Here is a 20,052-nt window from a genome sequence, read left to right on the forward strand (position 1 = left end):
GCGTGTCATAACTGGCCGCTCGGCTGGGCGTGATCGAGCACCTGCCGCAGGATGTTGAGCTGACGCTCGAGTTCGCGGATCCGGTTGTTGCGTTCGGTTTCCTCGAGTTTGGCTGAGGCAATCGTGGCCTGCAGCGACTCGTTGAGCGAACGCGTGGTCTGGTTGGCGATACCGCGGTAGTGGTCGCGCAGCTGGCGTTGGATGCCCTTGAGGCGATCCCGCGATTCCTTGCTCACCACGAACTGCGTGTCGTCGACGAACCGGCGGGTGTTCAACTTCGCCTCGTTGCGCACCCGCATCATGCGGTTCTCCATGTTCTCCTTGTAGGCGGTACGCCCCATCAGCAGCCCGGCACCCAGGGACAGCGGGTTGAACATGCCCAGCCCGGCGAACGACGTCATCATGCCGAACATCAGCACGCCGCCGTAGGACCCCTGCATACCCATGGTGAGCTTTCGGCCCTTGCCGAGAGGCTTGGCCTCGAGGTTGGCCAACGACTTGATCTCGCCGAGGCTGGCGCCCATGTCGCTGGGGTCGATCCGGGGCATCTTGACCGCCTCGAGCCCGGCCTCCACGAACGTGCGCGCGACTTCGGCGGCCAGCACCTCGGCCCGCTGGTAGGCCCACACGAAGTTGTCCCCGACCGCGGTGGCGACCGCCTCCTCGAGCTCAGCGCCGATCTCGGCCCAGTGGTGGGTGGGATCGCAGGTGTCGATCACCTTTTCGATGTGTTGGCTGATCACCCGGAACCGGTTGCGCAGGTCGTGGTCGACGTCGGCGGTCAGATCCGAGATCCCGTCGTTGAGCACCTGCTGCCACAGCGCGGTCTGCTGCAGGGCGTCCTGGGCCTCCTGTTTGCGTCGCTCGAGTTCGTCTTCGAGCCGCTCCCGGGTCTCGGGATCGTTCAGCGCCGCCAGCTCGGACTCCACCGACATCGTCAGATGTTCAGCAGCGGAACGAATCTCACCGACCACCAGGTTGCGGATTCGGTCGTTCTGCTGGGCCAGCACCTCCTCGCTGAGGAACCTCACGATGGCGGGGAAGTTCGATTCCTCGTTGAGCTCTTTGTCGTTGAGCGCGATCGCGTGGCTGCGCAGCAGAGACGACGACGGGATGATCGGGATGTCCAGCCCCGCCCGGTGCAGATGCGCCTTGTTGGCGTCGACGATCTGGCGCCAATGCGGGTAGAGGTCGGTTTTGGTCGCGATTATCGTTGCCAGCGGGCATATTTCGAATGCCTGCCGCATGAACGTCATCTCGGGTTCGGTGAACTCCTGGCTGGTGTCGCTACACATCAGCAGCGCGTCGGCGTCGGGCATCAAGCCAAGCGTCGCCGACAGGTGTGGCTGACCGTGGCCACCGACACCCGGGGTATCCACGAACGCCAGACCGTTCTTCAACAGCGGGCTGGCCGCGGTGACCTCCACCCGCAGCACTTCTCGCCCTGCGGCTTGCGGTGCACGGCGCAGATCGTTCGTGACGTCGGCCATCGGAATCTCGACCTCGTCGGGCTCTTCGCCTTCGCCGCGCGCCACGATCAGCTTCGCGGTAGCGGTTTCGCCGTAGGACACCACGGTCGGGAGCACCGTGCTCTCGTCATCGCCGACCCGCGCCACCGGCACGTTGAGCAACGAGTTCAACAGCTGGCTTTTGCCCTGTTTGAGCTGACCGGCGACCACCACCCGAATCTGCGGGTCCGTCACCCGGGTTTTGGCGCGGGCCAACCGCTCGACCAGGTCAGCGCGTTCGTGCGCCTCGGCGATCTTGCTGGTGTGGTCAATCAACTCGACGAGGACTTTGACGGGTTTGGCCGGCCCGCCGGCCGTGACCGGTTTGGCCGGCCCGCCGGCCGTGACCGGTTTGGCCGGCCCCGCCTTGCCTGGGTCCTTCGCTTGCGTCATGGGTCCCTCTTGTCGAAACACGCCATTCACTCACGGTAGACGCGCCAACTGGCGGGGATCAGACTTCGATCCCCGCCAGTTGTGCGGTGCGGTTGCGTCAGAAGACGCTCATGTCGTTGCTCAGATCGACATCGGTGTTGATCTGACCGGAGTTGTCCACCGAGTTGTTCTGCCCGGAGTTGTCCACCGAGCTGTCCACGGAGTTGTCGATCGAGGTGTCCTCGAGGCTCGCTCCGCCGGCGATGCCACCGGACACGAAGCCGTCGATGTCTCCGACGTCGGTCCGGCTTGCGTCGACGTTGGTGGCGTCACTGTCGTTGATGACGATGCCGCCGCCGCTGCCGCCAGCCCCGCCGGTGGCGTCGCCACCGTCATTGCCGATGCCGATCAGGCCGCCGCGGCCGTCACCGCCGACCGCTGCCCCACCGTCGCCGCCGCTCATGTCGACGTCGCTGATGACGGGGCCGTCGTTGTCGGAGATGATGTCGCCAACTGCGGTCTGGTCGCCGCTGTCGTCGATCTCATTGTCCTCCCCGATATTGACGTTGGAGTCGTCGATATCGCCGGTGTTGACGTTCTCGTTGTCGTCGCCGACCACGTTGCCGTCACCGTCGACGTTGGTGGCATCGATATCGCCCGCGACACCGGTGTTGACCACGCCACCGTCTGCGGCGGTGTTGCTGGTCTTGTCGCCGAAGGTGATGTCACCGAAGTCCAGTCCGACGTTGACGGCACCCTGCTGCTGGTCCTGGCCGGCGATGTTGTTGACGTCGGTCTCGGGGCTCAGGAAGCGGGTGTCGTTGTTGCTCAACGTGTCGTTGTTCGACCAGAGGTCGGTCTGGCGCTGCGGCGTGAACGCGATGCCGTGGGTCTGCGCGACGGCCTGCTGCAGCCCGACGACGGGGTCGCCGCCGCCCTGCAGCACCGCGGCCGGCGCGACGGTGGCGGCCACCGACTGGACCTGCGCGGCGGTCAGGTTGTGCACGCCGGCGGTGGACATGGCTCGGTCGGGGTCTGCGATGAACTCATGGGCGCGAACCGGGTCGCGGAACAGGTTGAGGATCCAGTCGATTACGTTCGTCATTTCTTCGGTCCTTTCACTTCTGGTGGGGAGCTGGTTACCGGCTGTCCGGCGAACTGACACCCACGTTATGGAGCCGACGACCCCGATGAAACGGGGTCGAAACCCCTCCCTTCACCCCGGCATTCGGGGTCGTCCCGACGCCGCCCATTAGGGGATTAGGGGGTGCTTAGGGGACAGCGGGTGAGCCCGCAAACCAAAAACTGCGCGGCCGAAAATCGGCCGCGCAGTTCGGAGCGTTGTCGCGGAAGGATCAGAAGATGTCGAAGCCGGACGCCCCGGAATCCGCGTCGTGCATGACGTCGATAACGGCATCGCCCAACACATCGTCGACGGGCGCCTCGGCGGGCTCAAACTCCTCATCGATGACCCCGACATCGGGCACGTCCAGTTCGTACTGGGGCTGATCGGGTTCAACGGCGCTGACGTGGTCGGTGATCAACGCGGGTGTGTCATCGACCACCGAAACCGGTACCTCGTCGCCGAACGCGTCGAAGGCAGCCGTGGCCGCGCCGCTGGCCCAGATGTTCGTCGTCGCCTCGCCGAGCCCGTCGAGGTCGACGGTGGCGGGCGCGGTCACCAGCGACGACATCGACTCCGCCACCACCGGGATAAGGGCTTCGACGTCGGCGCTGGTCACATTGGTCAGGTTGGCGTCGGCGAGAACTTGATCGGGGTTGGCGGCAAAGCGGGCAGCGATGTCGGGATCACGCACCACCGACATGACGAAGTCGAGCAGTGAGTTGGCCACGAAACACCTTCCTTCCCCGGACGGATATACCTGCAGACGTACCTGTGGTAGCAGCCATCTGCGGTGTGATTTCGATGTTATGGAACTGAACCCGCGCCGAGATCGGTGCCGAACCCGGCTTCGCCCCTCCCGCATTAGGGGGATCGGCGTTAGGGGTTTTCGACGCACTAGGGGATGTGCCGTAGCTTGGCGCGCCGAACCATTATCGTGAAGCACGGCCAAACGTAGAGGTGTAGATGAGCGACTCACTCGGGTTGTCGATCGGAATGACCAACCTGGTGGCGGCCCGCATTGGCCGTCCCCCGGTGATGCGCCGCTCGATCCTCACCCTCTTCCACGACCGCCCCGCAGAAGTGGGGGTGCCATCCGAATACGCCTACGACCCCAACCAACCCGGTTTGGTGCTCAGCGGTTTCGTCGAACGCGTCGGCGACCCGGTGCCGCTGGTGGCGGCCGACGGATCGCCACATCGCGGGGAGTACGTACTCGTCGAGGCGTTGGATGCGATGGCCCGCACCGTCGGTGGCGGCGCCCCCATCGCGATCGCGGTGCCCGCCCACTGGGGGCCGGGCACCGTCGGGGCACTGCGCGGAGCGTTGCGCACCAAGCCGAGCCTGATGCCCGACGGGGCGCCACCGGCGCTCATCCCCGACTCGGTCGCCGCGCTGGCGTCGCTGCAGGCTGCCCCCGGACTGCCCGCGGACGGGGTCATCGTGCTGGTCGATCTCGGCGGCAGCGGCACCAGCATCACGCTGGCCGACGCCGCGTCGACGTTCGACCCCGTCGGCGAGACCGTGCGCTACCCGGACTTCTCCGGCGACCTGATCGATCAGGCGCTGCTCAACCATGTCACCGCGGGCATCGCCGAGTCCGCCGGCGCCGACCCCACCGGCACGTTGGGTCTGGGCTCGCTGGCCCGGTTGCGTGACGAAGCCAGACAGGCCAAGGAGCGGTTGTCCGCGGAGACGGCAACCGCGGTGCGCGCCGATCTGCCGGGGTTTCGCTCCGACGTCCGGATCACCAGAAGCGAGCTCGAGCAGCTGATCTCCGCGCCGCTGGCCGGTCTCCTCGATACCGTCGAAGAAACGTTGCAGCGCAACAACATTGCACCTGCCAGCATCTCGGCGGTGGCCACCGTCGGCGGCGGCGCGAACATTCCGTTGGTCACCGCGCAACTCTCAGAGCGGTTGCGCGCCCCGGTGGTCACCACCCCGCAATCCCAACTCAACGTCGCCGCGGGCGCGGCCTTGGTCGCCGACCGGGGCGTCGCCGCCGACGCGCCCACCGGGTTGGCACCCGCTGCCGACGCGCCGACGAGCATGGCCGCCGCGGCCTGGGCGGCGGGTGCGGCCGGTGTGGCCGCCACCGAATCGGCGTCGGACGGCGCCGCGTCCGCGACGTTCCGCGCGCTCGCGTGGTCGCAGGACGATTCGCCCGCGGGCGAACCGGTGCCCTACGCCGGCGAGGACTACACCTTCGACCAAGGCGCCACCGGCGCCCGCCCGCAGATGGCCTTCGCCCACGAAGAAGAGGGCTTTGCGCCCGAACCCGAACCGCTGCCCTGGTACAAACGGCCGCCGATTCTGTTCGGCGCGGCCGCCGCTGCGGCGCTGCTGGCCGTCGGTGGCCTGGCAGTCACCTTGACCAGCACCAGCAGCGACACCAGCCCGGTGACCGAAACAGCGACCACGGTCGAGACCGGGCCCTCACCGGATGGCCCACCGACAACCGTTGCGCCCGAGACGATCACGGTTACCGGAACCGATGGCCGACCGACGACGTCGGTGGTGCCGCCGCCGCCCCCGCCGACCACCACCACTACGGCGCCGACCACCACCACAACCACGACGACGACCACGACAACGACGACGCCGCCGACCACCACCACTACGGTGCCGACGACCACCCGTACGACCATCACGACGACGTCACCGCCTGCCCCCGAGCCCGAACCCGAACCAGAGCCCGAACCTGAGCCGGAGCCGGATCCAGGAGCGTGACCCCATGGCCAGACCGGCGCCGGAACGACTGACCGGCATCCCGCCGGCCGCGCGCACCGCCGTCGCGACGCTGACCTCCGCGCCGGACGCCCCGGTGAAGCTTCTGGTGTCGGGAGGCATCGGCACCGGCAAGAGTTCGGTGCTGGCCGCTGTCCGCGCCGCGTTGCGCGGCGCCGAAATACCGGTGCTGACCAGTCCTCCACGCGACGGTGACGCGCCGGTCGCCGCGGTGGTCGTCGACGACGCGCACCTGCTCGACGACGACGAACTCGCCCGGCTCGCCGAGCGGGTTGCCGATCCGGATGCCACGGTCATCGTCGCGGCTGAACCGTTGGCGCACCGGCCCGCGCTCAACGCGTTGGCGACGGCCATCGAGCGCGAGAACCCCGCCGTGTCGCTGGGCGCGTTGAGTCCCAGCGATGCCGCCCACGCCGTCACCGAAATGATCGGCACCACACCGTCTTCGGCGGTCATGCGTTCGGTGATGGTGGCGACGGCCGGGCTGCCGTTCCTGCTGCAACCCGCGGCCACCGCCGCGATAGCACCCGACGGTGAGGTACCCGCGGCCGGTGTCGTCGATGCGGCGAAGTTCACGCTGATCGAACGGTTGCGCCGGATCGACGAACCGCTGCTCGACACGCTGCTGGTGTCGTCGCTGAGCCGCGACCTCGGACCCGACGACGTGGCGGCCACGTTGCGGCGCAACGCCGATGACGCACAGGAGCTGGTGGACCGCGCCCGCGCGACCGGGCTGATCGAGCCGTCGCACAACCATGCGTTTCTGCGGATGCTGCACCGCTGCATCGCCCAGATCATCGGGGCGGCGCGCCATCACGACATCGAGGTGTCACTGCTGACATCTCAGCTCGAATCGTCAACGCTGTCAGCTGATCTCGCGCTACAGCTGGCCGAGCACGGGTTGCGCGACGACCGGCTGGCCGCGGTGCTCACCGATTTTGCATCCCGTAACGCCGGCCAACCGGCCAGGGCGGCAAGGTTCTACCGTGCCGCGACGGCAGCCGGCGCGACGACGCTGACCGCACCGCTGGCCGACGCCCTCGCCTTGACCGGTGACTGCGCGACGGCCGGCCGGCTCGCCGACGAACTGCTGGGTTCCGACGACCCCACCGAACGCGCGGCCGCCGTGCGGATCGCCGCCAGCGTCGCCGTGCACGACGGCGGCGCCGCGCACGCCGCCGATCTGTTCCGGTGGCTCGGACCCCATCCGGACGCCCTCGTCGGCGCCGCCGGTGCCGTGGTGATGCTCGGTACGGGCGACCAACCCGGCGCGCGTGCGGCGCTCAGCGCCGAGCGCGCGGGGCCGCCAACGTCGACGGCGCGCGCTGCCCGCAGCCTCGCCGACGGGCTTCTCACCTCGGTGCAGGGGCCCTATCCGGCCACCGTCGCCCGGCTCGGCCAGGCCGTCGCCGCCGAGCAATCCCCGACCGCCGTTGCACCGGACACCCCTGCGGCGCTGCTCACGCTGACCGCGCTGCACGGCGGCGACCCGGTGCGGGCCCGCAGCGTCATCGCCAGGGCGGTCCGCGCCGACCTCGACGAGGGCGCCGAGAACACCGCGTTCGTCGCGCACCGACACCGGCTGCTGCTGGGATGGACGCGGATGCAGGACGGCCGGCTCGCCGCAGCCAGCGCCGACGTCGCCGCCGTCGTCTCCGACCGCGATGCGCCCGCGGCGCTACATCGGCGCGATGCGCTGTGGGCCGCGGCGCTGCAGACCGCGATCGCCCGGCGCAGCGGCGACAGCGGCGCGGTGCAGAAACACTGGTACACGGCCGTCGAGGTGCTCGCCGAATACTCGATCGACCTGTTCTCGCTGCTGCCGTTGGGCGAGTTGTGGGTGGCCGCCGCCCGGTTGCGTCAGGTCGACCGCCTACAACACAGCATCGATGAAGCGTTCGCTCTGCTCGAGGCGCTCGCCAACCCGATGCTGTGGTCGGTCCCGCTGCACTGGGCTGGCGTGCACGCGGGAATCCTCGCCAACTCGCCGGACGCGGTGGCCCCGCACGGGCAGGCGTTGACCGCGGCCAGCCGGGCCGACGGACCCGACAGCGCGTTCGCCAAGGCGCTCGCCCACGGGGGCCGGACCTGGCTGCGGGTGTTGGCCGACACCGTCGACGTCGACGACGTCACTGCGGCGGCACAGCGGCTGGCGCAGTTCGGTCTGACCTGGGACGCCACCCGGCTGGCGAGCCAGGCGGCGCTGCACGCATCCGACGGGCGGGTATCCGGTGCGATGCTGCAACTGGCGCGCGACCTCAAACAGACCGCGGCACTCGACGAGGGGCCAGGGGCGGATATCGATGCCCGCGCCGCATCCCCTCGAAGCGTGCCGACCCGGCCGGCGTCGACGCGGCTCTCCGACCGTGAACGCGAGGTCGCCGAACTGCTGCTGCTCGGCATGCCGTACCGCGACATCGGCGCACAGCTGTTCATCTCCGCCAAAACCGTCGAACACCACGTCGCCCGGATCCGTCGTCGCCTCGGCGCCGAATCCCGCTCTGAGATGCTCTCGATGCTGCGGGCCATGCTCACCCCGCAGGGCGGATCGACGGGGTCCGAGAGGTAGTTAGGCAAGCCTTCGTAGCGCACTTTCCCCACGGGGTGCGACGATGAGCCCGGCTTGAACTGGCCCTGAGCGAACGTTACTGGTCGGTAACATGCATTAAGTTACTCTTGGGTAACTTAGACACGGGAGGCACGTGGTGGATACACAGATGCTCATCAGGCTCGTCGTCGGTCTTGGCATGACCGCGATCGTGCTGGTGTTCGCCGCCAAACGCGTGCTCTGGCTGACCAACCTGATCCGCGCCGGCGCGCCCACCAGCCCCGAGAACAACCGCAAAGACAACCTGGGCACCCGCATCCTGACGCAGATCAAAGAGGTGTTCGGGCAAACCCGCCTGCTCAAGTGGTCGATCCCCGGCCTCGCGCACTTCTTCACGATGTGGGGCTTCTTTATCCTCGCGTCGGTCTACCTCGAGGCCTACGGGTACCTGTTCGACCACGACTTCCACATCCCGATCATCGGCCGCTGGGATCTGCTGGGCTTTCTGCAGGACTTCTTCGCGGTCGCGGTGCTGGCGGGCATCATCACGTTCGCGATCATCCGGATGCGTACCGAACCCAAGGAGCACGGTCGCGATTCGCGGTTCTACGGCTCCCACACCGGTGGCGCCTGGCTGATCCTCTTCATGATCTTCAACGTCATCTGGACCTACGCGCTGGTGCGTGGCGCCGGCGTGAACACCGGGGCCCTGCCCTACGGCGACGGCGCGTTCTTCTCCAACTTCATGGGCTGGGTGCTCAGTCCGCTCGGAACCGAAGCCAACGAGTGGATCGAAACGATCGCGCTGCTGCTGCACATCGCCGTGATGCTGGTCTTCCTGCTGATCGTGCTGCACTCCAAGCACCTGCACATCGGCCTGGCACCGATCAACGTGACCTTCAAGCGACTGCCCGATGGGTTGGGGCCGCTGCTGCCCGTCGAGTACGTGTCCGACGGCCAGGCCAAGCCGATCGACTTCGAGGATCCACCCGAGGATGCGGTACTGGGCCGCGGCAAGATCGAGGACTTCACGTGGAAGGCCTACCTCGACATGACCACGTGCACCGAGTGCGGCCGCTGCCAGTCGCAGTGCCCGGCGTGGAACACCGGCAAGCCGCTCTCGCCCAAGCTCTTGATCATGGACCTGCGCGACCACCTGTTCGCCAAGGCGCCCTACGTCCTCGGTGATAAAGAAAGCCCGCTGGAGAACACCCCCGAGGGCGGCCTCGGTGAGGAGATCCGCGGCGAGAAGCATTCCGAGGACCACCACGTCCCCGAATCCGGTTTCGGCCGGGTCACCGGGTCCGGCCCCGAACAAGCCACCCGCCCGCTCGTCGGCACCGCCGAGCAGGGCGGCGTCATCGACCCCGACGTGCTGTGGTCCTGCACCACGTGCGGCGCCTGCGTCGAGCAGTGCCCGGTGGACATCGAGCACATCGACCACATCGTGGACATGCGCCGCTACCAGGTGATGATGGAGTCGGAGTTTCCCGGCGAGCTCGGTGTGCTGTTCAAAAACCTTGAGACCAAGGGTAATCCGTGGGGGCAGAACGCCAAGGACCGCACCAACTGGATCGACGAGGTCGACTTCGACGTACCGGTCTTCGGCAAGGACGTCGAGTCGTTCGACGGCTATGAGTACCTGTTCTGGGTGGGCTGCGCCGGCGCCTACGAAGACCGCGCCAAGAAGACCACCAAGGCCGTCGCCGAACTGCTGGCGACCGCAGGCGTGAAGTATCTGGTGCTGGGCGAGGGCGAGACCTGCAACGGCGACTCGGCCCGCCGCTCCGGCAATGAGTTCCTGTTCCAGCAGCTGGCCGCACAGAACGTCGAGACGCTCAACGAGCTGTTCGAGGGTGTGGAGCGGGTGGACCGCAAGATCGTCACGTCCTGCCCGCACTGCTTCAACACGCTGGGCCGCGAATACCCGCAGCTCGACGGTAACTACACGGTGCTGCACCACACGCAGCTGCTGAACCGGCTGATCCGCGACAAGAAGCTGGTGCCGGTCAAGCCGGTCGACGGTGGACGCGACATCACCTACCACGACCCCTGCTACCTGGGCCGGCACAACAAGGTTTACGAGGCACCGCGCGAGCTGGTCGGTGCGTCCGGTGCGCAGCTGACCGAGATGCCCCGCCATGCCGACCGCGGGCTGTGCTGCGGCGCGGGCGGAGCGCGGATGTGGATGGAAGAGCACATCGGCAAGCGCGTCAACGTTGAACGGGTCGAAGAGGCCATGGATACCGGCGCGTCGGCCATCGCCACCGGCTGCCCGTTCTGCCGCGTGATGATCACCGACGGTGTCGACGACGTCGCCGCCGCCCGTGAGGTCGAGAAGACCGAGGTGCTCGACGTGGCACAGCTGCTGCTCGACTCGCTCGACAGGAGTAGCGTCAAGCTGCCCGAAAAGGGCACAGCGGCAAAGGAAGCCGAGGAGCGTGCCGCCAAGGCCGCTGCGGCGGCGCCCGCGGTGGAGAAGGCCGCGCCGCAAGCCGAACCGCAGCCCGAGGCCGAGCCGGCCCAGGCGAAATCCCCTCCTGCGCCCGACAAGCCAGCGGCAGCGGCCCCCGGCAAGGGGCTGGGCATCGCCGCGGGTGCCAAGCGCCCAGGTGCGAAAAAAGCTGCGGCTGAAGACAAGCCGGCCGCCGCGCCGCCTGCCAAGGGGCTCGGCATCGCCGCCGGCGCCAAGCGCCCAGGTGCGAAAAAGGCCGCGGCGCCGGCCGCCGATACATCGGCCGCCGAGGCGCCAGCCGCCGAACAGGCCCAGCCGGAACCGGAGGTCAAGGGTCTCGGAATCGCCGCGGGCGCACGGCGTCCCGGTGCCAAGAAGGCCGCGCCGAAGGTATCGCCCAACGAGGGTGAAGCCAGCGTCACGCAGCCGCCCAACGTCGACCCGGATCAGGCGACCCCGGAAACCAAGACCGACACCGCCGACTCCGACCGTGGGCTCGCCGAAACGCAGCAGGAGCCGGTCAAGGGCCTCGGCATCGCGCCCGGCGCACGGCGTCCCGGCGCGAAGAAGTCGGCGGCCCCGGCGAAGCCCGCTGCGCCGCAGCCGAAGCCGGAAGCCGACAAGGAGTCCGAGGCTGAGCCGCAGGATTCTGCTCCGGCGGACAATGACAGGCCGGCGCCGCCGGTCAAGGGCCTCGGCATCGCGAAGGGTGCCCGCCCACCGGGTAAGCGGTGATGGTCTCGCAATATCCGCTGACCAGTGTTTTTAGATAATCGTTGGACAGCAGTGGGACTATTGAGCGCGTGACTACCCACCACGTGCCGTTCCACGCCGCCGGCCAACACCCGCGGCAGCGCACGTTCACGCAGTCATCCAAGCTGCAGGACGTCCTGTACGAGATCCGGGGTCCGGTGCACGAGCATGCCTCGCGGTTGGAGGCCGAGGGGCACCGAATCCTCAAGCTCAACATCGGTAACCCGGCGCCGTTCGGGTTCGAGGCGCCCGATGTGATCATGCGCGACATCATCCAGGCGCTGCCGTATGCGCAGGGTTATTCGGATTCCAAGGGCATCCTGCCGGCGCGGCGTGCGGTGTTCACCCGCTACGAGCTGGTCGAGGATTTTCCCCGATTCGACGTCGACGACGTCTATCTGGGCAACGGGGTCTCCGAGCTGATCACGATGACGCTGCAGGCGCTGCTGGACAACGGTGACCAGGTGCTGATCCCGGCGCCGGACTATCCGCTGTGGACCGCGTCGACGTCGTTGGCCGGGGGCACCCCGGTGCACTATCTGTGCGACGAAACCCAGGGCTGGCAGCCCGACATCGCCGATTTGGAGTCCAAGATCACCGAGCGCACCAAGGCGCTGGTGGTGATCAACCCCAACAACCCCACCGGCGCGGTCTACAGCCGCGAGGTGCTGACGCAGATGGCCGAGCTGGCGCGCAAACACCAGTTGCTGCTGCTGGCCGACGAAATCTACGACAAGATCCTCTACGACGACGCCGAGCACATCGCGCTGGCCTCGGTCGCCCCGGATGTGTTGACGCTGACCTTCAACGGGCTGTCGAAGGCGTACCGGGTGGCCGGCTACCGGGCGGGCTGGCTGGTCATCACCGGCCCCAAAGAACACGCCGCCAGCTTCATCGAGGGCATCAGCCTGCTGGCCAACATGCGGCTGTGCCCCAACGTGCCGGCCCAACACGCCATCCAGGTCGCGCTGGGCGGCTACCAAAGCATCGACGACCTGGTGCTGCCCGGCGGACGGCTGCTCGAACAACGCGACGTGGCATGGGAAAAGCTCAACGAGATCCCCGGGGTGTCGTGCGTCAAACCCCAAGGTGCGCTGTACGCCTTCCCGCGGCTGGACCCCGAGGTCTATGACATCGCCGACGACGAACAGCTCGTCTTGGACCTGCTGCTGCAAGAAAAGATCCTGGTCACCCAGGGCACCGGCTTCAATTGGCCCACCCCCGACCATCTGCGCATCGTCACCCTGCCGTGGGCACGCGACCTCGCCGCGGCCATCGAACGCCTCGGCAACTTCCTCACCAGCTACCGCCAATAAGGCGGCGCGCACGGGGGGTGATGCGCGAGACTGAGACGATGGCGGCTACCGGCCGGGCAGCCATCGCGTTCGAGCGCCACGCTTGGACTGACGTGTACGAGTGTCTCACCGACCCGAGTGAGCCACTCACCGCTGATGACCTCGAACGCTTGGCCGTCGCCGCCTACCTCATCGGTGACGACGAGGCCAGCGTGCACGCCTGGGAGCAGGCCTACACAGCCCACGTGGCGCGCGACGAATTCAGCCAAGCCGCCGAATGCGGCTTCTGGCTGGCGCTGACACAGCTGCTGCACGGCAACTCCGCCCGAGCGGGCGGGTGGCTCGCCCGGGTGGGCCGACTTCTCGACGACGCCGACGTCGACTGTGCCGCCCGGGGATATCTGCTGATTCCTCCGGCCCTCGGCGCGTGGGCCGGCGGAGATTCGGCCGCCGCAGACGAGTTGTGCTGTGAGGCGGGCCGGATCGCGACGCGCTTCGGCGACAAAAACCTGGCGGCGATCGCCTTGCTGGGCCAGGGTCAGGCGGCGGTCACCGGCGGGCAGACGGCGCGCGGGCTGGCCCTGCTCGACGAAGCGATGGTGGGCGTCACCACCGGCGAGGTTGCGCCGATCCCCGCCGGAATCGTCTACTGCGCCGTCATCGAGACGTGCATGGGCGCATTCGACCTGCGCCGAGCCACCGAATGGACCATGGCGTTGGTCGCCTGGTGTGAATCCCAACCTGATCTGGTGCCCTACCGCGGCCAATGCCTGGTGCACCGCTCGCAGATCCTGCAGATCCACGGTGAATGGTCGCAAGCGGCCAAGGCGGCACAGTTGGCTTGCACGCACCTGGCACAGCCGACACCGCACCCCTCCCTGGGCATGGCTGCCTACCAGCGAGCTGAAATACACCGGCTGCGTGGAGAATTCGACGACGCCGACGCCGCCTACCGGCAAGCTCACGAGCACGGCCGACAGCCGCTGCCGGGGTTGGCGCAGCTGAAACTCGCCGAGGGGCGCGTCGACGCTGCCGTCGCCGCCATCCGCCGCGCCATCGACGACAACCAGGACCGGTACGGCAGACCGGCGACCCTGGCCGCCCACGTCGACATCATGCTCACCACCGGCGACGTCGCGGCCGCGCGGACAAGTGCTGACGAGCTAGCCGGGATCGCCATCGCCATCGACGCTCCCTACCTGCATGCCATGGCCGCCTACGCCGACGGTGCGACGCTTCTCGCCGAAGGCGACGCCACGTCGGCGCTGGTGGCGTTGCGGCGGGCCGCCGCGGGTTGGTTGGAGTTGTCGATGCCCTATGAGGCGGCGCGCACGCGGGTCCAGACCGGCCTGGCCTGCCGTGAGCTCGGCGACGTTGACGCGGCCGCAATGGAATTCGACTCCGCGCGGGTTGCTTTCCGCCGGCTCGGCGCCCAACCCGAACTGGACCGGCTGGCCGAACTGGTCGCCGACCGTCGGCATGCGGCGGGTGTGCTGACAGAGCGGGAATGCCAGGTGTTGCGGCTTGTGGCCGCGGGCAAGACGAACCGCGAAATCGGCGCGACCCTGGTACTCAGCGAGCACACGATCGCGCGGCACCTGCAGAACATCTTCGCCAAGCTGGGCCTGTCGTCGCGGGCCGCCGCCACCGCCTATGCCTACGAGCAGCACCTGGTGTGACGAGCGCAGTGGTCAGAACTGACCATCTCGGCGGAGACGAAATGGTGTTTTCGGTCGACGCGGCCAGGGCGTTGGGATTCGTACCGTGGCACCATGTCTCAACACGTTGGCTACCGTGACCTGCGGCGGAGCGAAGCCGAGAACTACGCCCGCGATTTCGTCCCCGTCATCCCCGCTCCGCTGGCCGCCGATCTCATCGAGGTGGCCGCACCCGAGCCGGGCGAGTTCGTCGTCGACGTCGCGTGCGGGACCGGTGTCGTGACGCACCTGGCCGCCGAAAGGGTCGGCGCCGCCGGGAAAGTCGTCGGGATAGACCTCGTTCCCGAGATGTTGGCGGTCGCCGACGAAGCCCGCCCCGACAGCGGCGCGTCGATCGAGTGGCGGCAGGCGGACGCGCAGGCGCTCCCGCTTCCCGACGACTCGTACGACCTGGTGTTGTGCCAGCTTGGGCTGATGTTCTTTCCGGACCGCAGCGCGGCCGTGCGGGAGATGCGGCGGGTGCTGTCACCCGGTGGTCGCATCGCCGTCAACGTGCCAGGGCCCATCCCGCGGCTGTTCGACGTCATGGCCGAGGCGCTCGGTCGCCACATCGACCCGGGCCTGCCCGGCTTCCTGCGCGCCATCTTCTCGGTGAGTGAGAGTGACCTTCTCACGCTGTTACAGGACAACGACTTTCACGACGTGACGGTCGACACCGTGACGAGGACGCTGCGGTTGCCGGCCCCGGCCCAATTCCTCTGGCAGTACCTGGAGGTGACCCCGCTCGCCAGCGCCGTCCTGGCCGCCGACGCCGACCGTCGGCAAGCGCTCGAGGACGATGTCGTCGCACGCTGGTATGAATTCGTCGACGGTGACGGACTGGTTGTCGAGCTTGCGGTCACCACAGCGACCGCTCGAAAGTAGTCGAGATCCATGTTCGCTTTCGTTTAAGCCGCCTCGGATCCGCCGCCTTGTTCGCATCCGCAACCGTACGCGGAGCCGCACCCGTTGAGCCACAGAGGAGTTCACCGTGTCGACCACTTCTCGGTACCGTCATCGTCAGCTACGGATATCTGCTCGCCAATATGTGATGGCGGGTGCTTCGGGAACCGCGATGGTCGGAATCGGTCTCCTGCTGGCCGCTGCGCCCTATCCGCCGGCTCCGACCGCGCCGGGCGTACAGCTTGCGGCCACCGAGACCACGTCACCGAGCAGCCCGACGGACCCGTGGTGGTGGCTGACCGCCGGGAGCAGGCGGCTGATCGGGGCGAGCGGGTCGTCGATGCCCACCGCGCTGACCGGGCAGCCGCCGCAGACCAGACCGCTGTTCGGTCCCGGCGGGTGGCTGATCGGAAACGGGCTCGACGCCGACGAGATCGACCCGACATGCGTCGCCAACTGTCGCGGCGGTGACGGCGGGCTGCTGTGGGGCGACGGCGGCGACGGACTGTACGGCGGGGACGGCGGCAACGCCGGCTTCTTGTTCGGTGACGGCGGCGCCGGTGGTGACGGTGAGCTGGTCATCATGAGCGGCGCAGTGATTGTCGAGGCCCTCCACGGCGGCGATGGCGGCAATGCCGGCCTCTTCGGTAACGGTGGTGCCGGCGGCAACGGCAGGCGCGCCGGCTACAACGCAGCCGGGGAGTTCATCAACTTCGCCGGCAGCGGTGGAAACGGCGGCAACGCCGGCCTTTTCGGCGACGGTGGTACCGGCGGCAACGGCGGCAGCGACACCAACGACTCGGAATCCCCGACCCCGGGCTTCAACAACGCCCGCGGCGCCGCCGGTGGTAACGGCGGCCGAGGGGGCTTGCTCATGGGTGCCGGTGGCAACGGCGGCGCCGGCGGTGACGCCAGATCAGAAGATGGAAGCGCCGAAGGCGGCGGCGGCGGTGCCGGCGGAAACTCGTCGACGGGTGAGGGCGGCCAGGGCGGCAAGGGCGGCGCCGGCGGCACATCCGCCGACGTGGGCTTCGAGGCCACCGGCGGTGATGGCGGCGCTGGCGGCTCCTCGATCCTCGGCACCGGCGGCCGGGGCGGGGCCGGCGGCATCGGCAGCGCTCACGGTGACGCGGTCGGCCGGGGCGGCGACGGCGGGCGGGGCGGAACCGGCGTGACCGGGGGTGCGGGCGGCAACGGCGCCGTTGGCGGGGCAACCGGTGATGGGGTCGCGGTCGGCGGCGACGGCGGTGCCGGCGGTGACGGAGTCATCGACGGCGGCCGGGGCGGCCGCGGCGGGCCGGCGGTGACGATCGATGGCCTTGCCGACGTCGCTGGCGGTGACGGCGGAGCGGGCGGCGCAGGTGGGGTTGCCGGCGACGGCGGCGACGGCGGCGATGGCGGCGGTGCGACCACCACATTTGGAGACGCGGACGGTGGCGACGGCGGCGACGGCGGCGACGGCGGGTTCGCGGGCGGTGACGGCGGCCGCGGCGGGAAGGGCGGCGACGGCGGAACCGAACTCGGAGACACCGCCACCGGTGGGGACGGCGGCGACGGCGGCAATGGCGGTTCCATCGGCGGCGACGGCGGCAATGGCGGCGACGGCGGCACCGCGTTCGGCGGTGACGACACCAATACCGGTGGCACGCGTGGCACCGGCGGGTCCGGTGGGCTCGGCGGTTCCGACGGCTCGGACGGCGCCAACGGAAGCGATTGAGGCACAGACCCCCTCTACTCTGTTGCGCGTTGCGCACTCGCACGGACACTCCCACTCCCTGAGCGGCCCGGCGCCGCTGGGCCCACTGGCTGCGAAGGTCGTCGTCGGGCTGCTGATCGCCATCGGCGTTGCCGTGCTCGCGGGCGCGGCCTGGTTGTGGCCGAGCCAGCAGAAAGCCGACATCCCGCTGCCGTTTCAGAACGCGGCAGGCGGCGCGGTCACCACCGAAGCCGGGCACGTGCTGTCCAGCAGCCTCGCCGCCTGCGGCAGCCCGTCAAGCGGGCGGGTGCTCACCGCCGCACCGGTGCCCGCTCAAAACGGCGGTGCACGCACCTGCGTGCAGGCGCTCATCGCGATCGACTCGGGGCCCAATACGGGCGCCAACACCCTGTTGGAGTTCAGCGGTGGGCCGGGACAGCCCAACCTGGCCGTCGGCGACCAGGTCCGTATCAGCAGGCAGATCGACGACGCCGGTACCACCACGTACTCGTTCTACGACTACGAGCGGACGTGGCCGCTGATCGCGCTCGCCGCGGTGTTCGCGCTCGTGGTAGTGGCCGTGGCCCGGTGGCGCGGGTTGCGCGCGATGGTCGGCATCGTGGTCGCGTTTCTGGTGTTGGTGGTCTTCCTGCTGCCTGCGCTGCGCGACGGCGCGGCCGCGGTCCCCGTCGCGCTGGTCGCCTCGGCGGTGATCCTCTACGCGGTGATCTACCTGGCGCACGGGGTGAGCCTGCGCACCAGCGCGGCGCTGCTGGGCACGTTGACGTCGCTGCTGTTGGCCGCGGTCCTGTCCTGGGTCGCGATCGAAGCGGCGCACCTGACCGGGCTGTCGGAGGACCAGAACAATACCGTCGCAGCCTATCTGGGGGACGTGTCGATCACCGGTCTGCTGCTGGCCGGGTTCATCATCGGCTCGCTGGGTGTCCTCAACGACGTCACCGTCACCCAGGCGTCGACGGTGTTCGAATTGGCCGAGTTGGAAGGCAGTTCGCGCCGGGCCATCTTCGTGGGCGCCATGCGGGTGGGCCGCGACCACATCGCCAGCACCGTCTACACCCTGGTGCTGGCGTACGCGGGCAGTGCGCTGCCGCTGCTGCTGTTGTTCAGCGTGGCCAACCGTTCGTTGGGCGACGTGCTGACCAGCGAGAGCGTAGCCATCGAAATCGCGCGTTCGGCGGTGGGTGGTATCGCGCTGGCGCTGTCGGTGCCGCTGACGACGGCCATCGCGGCCGTGCTGGCCACTCCCGCAGCTGGGGTTGTCCACGAGCGCCGAGGTGCGAAAGACTCTGTTGGTGAGCTGCAATAGCACGACGGCAGCTAACGAGTTCGAGCGCAAGGCGTGGGCGGAGGTCTACGAGTGACTCTCCGACGCGAGTGAGGCTTGCGATGCCGGTGATCTCGAGCGGCTAGCCGTCGCGGCGTACCTCGTGGGTAAGGACGAGGAAAGCGTCCACGCGTGGGAGCGCGCCTACCGCAAGTTCCTGACCATCGAGGAACCCGATGACGCTGCCCGGTGTGGTTTCTGGTTGGCGCTTACGCAGCTGCTTGCCGGCAAGACCGCGGTAGGCGGCGGATGGCTCGGTCGGATCGGTCAGCTCGCCGACGACAGCGACGAGGACTCTGCGGCGCGCGGATACCTGCTCGTACCCAATGCACTTCAGGAATTAGAGGGTGGCGACTCCGCGACCGCCTACGCGCTCTGTACCGAGGCAGGCGAGAGCGCGATGCGATTCGGAGACGCTGATTTGGCTGCACTGGCGTGCCTGGGCCAGGGCCAAGCGTTGAGCGCCAGCGGTGAGACGACGCGCGGTGTCGCGCTGCTCGACGAGGCGATGCTGCGCGTCACCACCGAAGAGGTGTCACCCATTCCGGCGGGCATCATCTACTGCGCGGTGATCGAAACCTGCTTCGGTCTGTTCGACCTGCAGCGCGCGACGGAATGGACGCAAGCGTTGAGCGGTTGGTGTGACGCTCAGCCGGATCTGGTGCCGTACCGCGGGCAATGCTTGGTGTACCGCTCGCAGATTCTGCAACTCCATGGCGACTGGCCGCAGGCGATGACGGCGGCAAGCCTTGCCTACGAACGACTGTCACAGCCGACTCACGCCGCATTGGGCCTCGCCGCCTACCAGCGAGGTGAGTTGCACAGGTTGCGCGGGGAGTCTCGAGAGGCCGAGACCGCATACCGACAAGCCAGCCGGTACCGCCACGAGCCGATGCCAGGCTTGGCGCTGCTTCGCCTCGCCGAAGGTCACGGCAGTGCCGCAGCCGCCACCATTCGTCGAGCGGCCGACGATAGCCACGACCCGCTCGCCAGGCCAAACGTCCTGGCAGCCAAGGTTGAGATCATGCTCTGCACCGGCGATGTAGCGGCCGCCCGTGCCAGTGCCGACGAACTGTCGGCGATCGCCCAGAAGGTCGACGCGCCGTTGCTGCACGCGATCGCCGCCCACGCCGAGGGATCGACGTTGATCGCGGAAGGCAATGCGTCGGCGGGCCTGGCAGCGCTGCGTCGCGCGGTCGCGGGGTGGCGCGCGCTCGAGCTTCCCTACGAATCCGCCCGCACTCGAGTCCAGCTCGGCTTGGCGTGCCGGGAATTGGGTGACCACGATTCCGCGGCGCTCGAGTTCGACTCCGCGCGTGAGGTTTTTGACCGGTTAGGCGCCCAACCGGACGTGGTCAGCGTGACCGCGCTCGTCGGGGCCGGAACCAATCAGGACGTGACGTTGACCGCGCGGGAATGCGAGGTGCTGCGGCTCGTCGCCGCCGGGAACACCAACCGGGAGATCAGCGTCCAGCTGGTGCTCAGTGAGCACACAGTGGCCCGTCACATGCAGAACATCTTCGCCAAGCTCGGCCTGTCTTCCCGGTCGGCTGCCACCGCTTACGCCTACGAGTACCACCTCGTCTGACGGACCGCGGCACAGTGGTCA

12 protein-coding genes are annotated in these 20,052 nt (G+C 68.5%); 9 read left to right on the top strand and 3 right to left on the bottom strand.

What is annotated here, in order from left to right:
• Positions 1–5: 5 nt before the first annotated feature.
• From ABQE93_RS01745 to ABQE93_RS01755, 3 genes are all read right to left on the bottom strand, one after another.
• The gene (locus ABQE93_RS01745; protein ID WP_448405543.1) at positions 6–1,901 is read right to left on the bottom strand and encodes a dynamin family protein; all 1,896 of its coding nucleotides are present in this window, start codon (positions 1,899–1,901) and stop codon (positions 6–8) included.
• 97 nt (positions 1,902–1,998) lie between these two features.
• Positions 1,999–2,985: an IniB N-terminal domain-containing protein gene (locus tag ABQE93_RS01750; protein WP_448405544.1), complete on the bottom strand. Its 987-nt coding sequence runs from the start codon at positions 2,983–2,985 to the stop codon at positions 1,999–2,001.
• A 250-nt stretch (positions 2,986–3,235) separates the two neighbouring features.
• Positions 3,236–3,733, bottom strand: coding sequence for an Rv0340 family IniB-related protein (locus ABQE93_RS01755; RefSeq protein ID WP_448405545.1), 498 nt, complete (start codon positions 3,731–3,733; stop codon positions 3,236–3,238).
• Positions 3,734–3,969: 236 nt separating this feature from the next.
• On the opposite strand from ABQE93_RS01755, the gene ABQE93_RS01760 reads away from it, so the two are divergent.
• The 9 genes from ABQE93_RS01760 (at position 3,970) to ABQE93_RS01800 (ending at position 20,031) form a co-directional block, all read left to right on the top strand.
• Positions 3,970–5,733 (top strand): Hsp70 family protein, encoded by a 1,764-nt coding sequence (locus ABQE93_RS01760; RefSeq protein ID WP_448405546.1) that lies wholly within the window; start codon positions 3,970–3,972, stop codon positions 5,731–5,733.
• A gap of 4 nt (positions 5,734–5,737) precedes the next feature.
• On the top strand, positions 5,738–8,320 hold the full coding sequence (gene iniR, locus ABQE93_RS01765; RefSeq protein WP_448405547.1) for an isoniazid response ATPase/transcriptional regulator IniR: 2,583 nt from the start codon (positions 5,738–5,740) through the stop codon (positions 8,318–8,320).
• Positions 8,321–8,456: 136 nt separating this feature from the next.
• Entirely contained in the window at positions 8,457–11,489 is a 3,033-nt protein-coding gene (locus ABQE93_RS01770) for a (Fe-S)-binding protein (protein WP_448406485.1), read from the top strand.
• 59 nt (positions 11,490–11,548) lie between these two features.
• Positions 11,549–12,823 carry a pyridoxal phosphate-dependent aminotransferase gene (locus ABQE93_RS01775; protein ID WP_448406486.1) on the top strand — a complete coding sequence of 425 codons (1,275 nt, stop codon included), beginning with the start codon at positions 11,549–11,551 and terminating at the stop codon, positions 12,821–12,823.
• Positions 12,824–12,861: 38 nt separating this feature from the next.
• Positions 12,862–14,481: a helix-turn-helix transcriptional regulator gene (locus ABQE93_RS01780; protein WP_448405548.1), complete on the top strand. Its 1,620-nt coding sequence runs from the start codon at positions 12,862–12,864 to the stop codon at positions 14,479–14,481.
• 93 nt (positions 14,482–14,574) lie between these two features.
• Positions 14,575–15,384 carry a class I SAM-dependent methyltransferase gene (locus ABQE93_RS01785; RefSeq protein WP_448405549.1) on the top strand — a complete coding sequence of 270 codons (810 nt, stop codon included), beginning with the start codon at positions 14,575–14,577 and terminating at the stop codon, positions 15,382–15,384.
• Positions 15,385–15,574: 190 nt separating this feature from the next.
• On the top strand, positions 15,575–17,119 hold the full coding sequence (locus ABQE93_RS01790) for a hypothetical protein (RefSeq protein WP_448405550.1): 1,545 nt from the start codon (positions 15,575–15,577) through the stop codon (positions 17,117–17,119).
• 22 nt (positions 17,120–17,141) lie between these two features.
• Positions 17,142–18,425 carry a YibE/F family protein gene (locus tag ABQE93_RS01795; protein ID WP_448405551.1) on the top strand — a complete coding sequence of 428 codons (1,284 nt, stop codon included), beginning with the start codon at positions 17,142–17,144 and terminating at the stop codon, positions 18,423–18,425.
• Positions 18,426–18,546: 121 nt separating this feature from the next.
• On the top strand, positions 18,547–20,031 hold the full coding sequence (locus ABQE93_RS01800; RefSeq protein WP_448405552.1) for a response regulator transcription factor: 1,485 nt from the start codon (positions 18,547–18,549) through the stop codon (positions 20,029–20,031).
• Positions 20,032–20,052: the final 21 nt, after the last annotated feature.

Source organism: Mycolicibacterium sp. XJ662, assembly GCF_053484035.1.

What these genes read in the sequence shown, in the direction of transcription:
- ABQE93_RS01745 (WP_448405543.1), bottom strand. Translation starts at nt 1,901, where the DNA reads ATGACGCAAGCGAAGGACCCAGGCAAGGCGGGGCCGGCCAAACCGGTC.
- ABQE93_RS01750 (WP_448405544.1), bottom strand. Translation starts at nt 2,985, where the DNA reads ATGACGAACGTAATCGACTGGATCCTCAACCTGTTCCGCGACCCGGTT.
- ABQE93_RS01760 (WP_448405546.1), top strand. Translation starts at nt 3,970, where the DNA reads ATGAGCGACTCACTCGGGTTGTCGATCGGAATGACCAACCTGGTGGCG.
- iniR (WP_448405547.1), top strand. Translation starts at nt 5,738, where the DNA reads ATGGCCAGACCGGCGCCGGAACGACTGACCGGCATCCCGCCGGCCGCG.
- ABQE93_RS01780 (WP_448405548.1), top strand. Translation starts at nt 12,862, where the DNA reads ATGGCGGCTACCGGCCGGGCAGCCATCGCGTTCGAGCGCCACGCTTGG.
- ABQE93_RS01785 (WP_448405549.1), top strand. Translation starts at nt 14,575, where the DNA reads ATGTCTCAACACGTTGGCTACCGTGACCTGCGGCGGAGCGAAGCCGAG.
- ABQE93_RS01790 (WP_448405550.1), top strand. Translation starts at nt 15,575, where the DNA reads ATGGTCGGAATCGGTCTCCTGCTGGCCGCTGCGCCCTATCCGCCGGCT.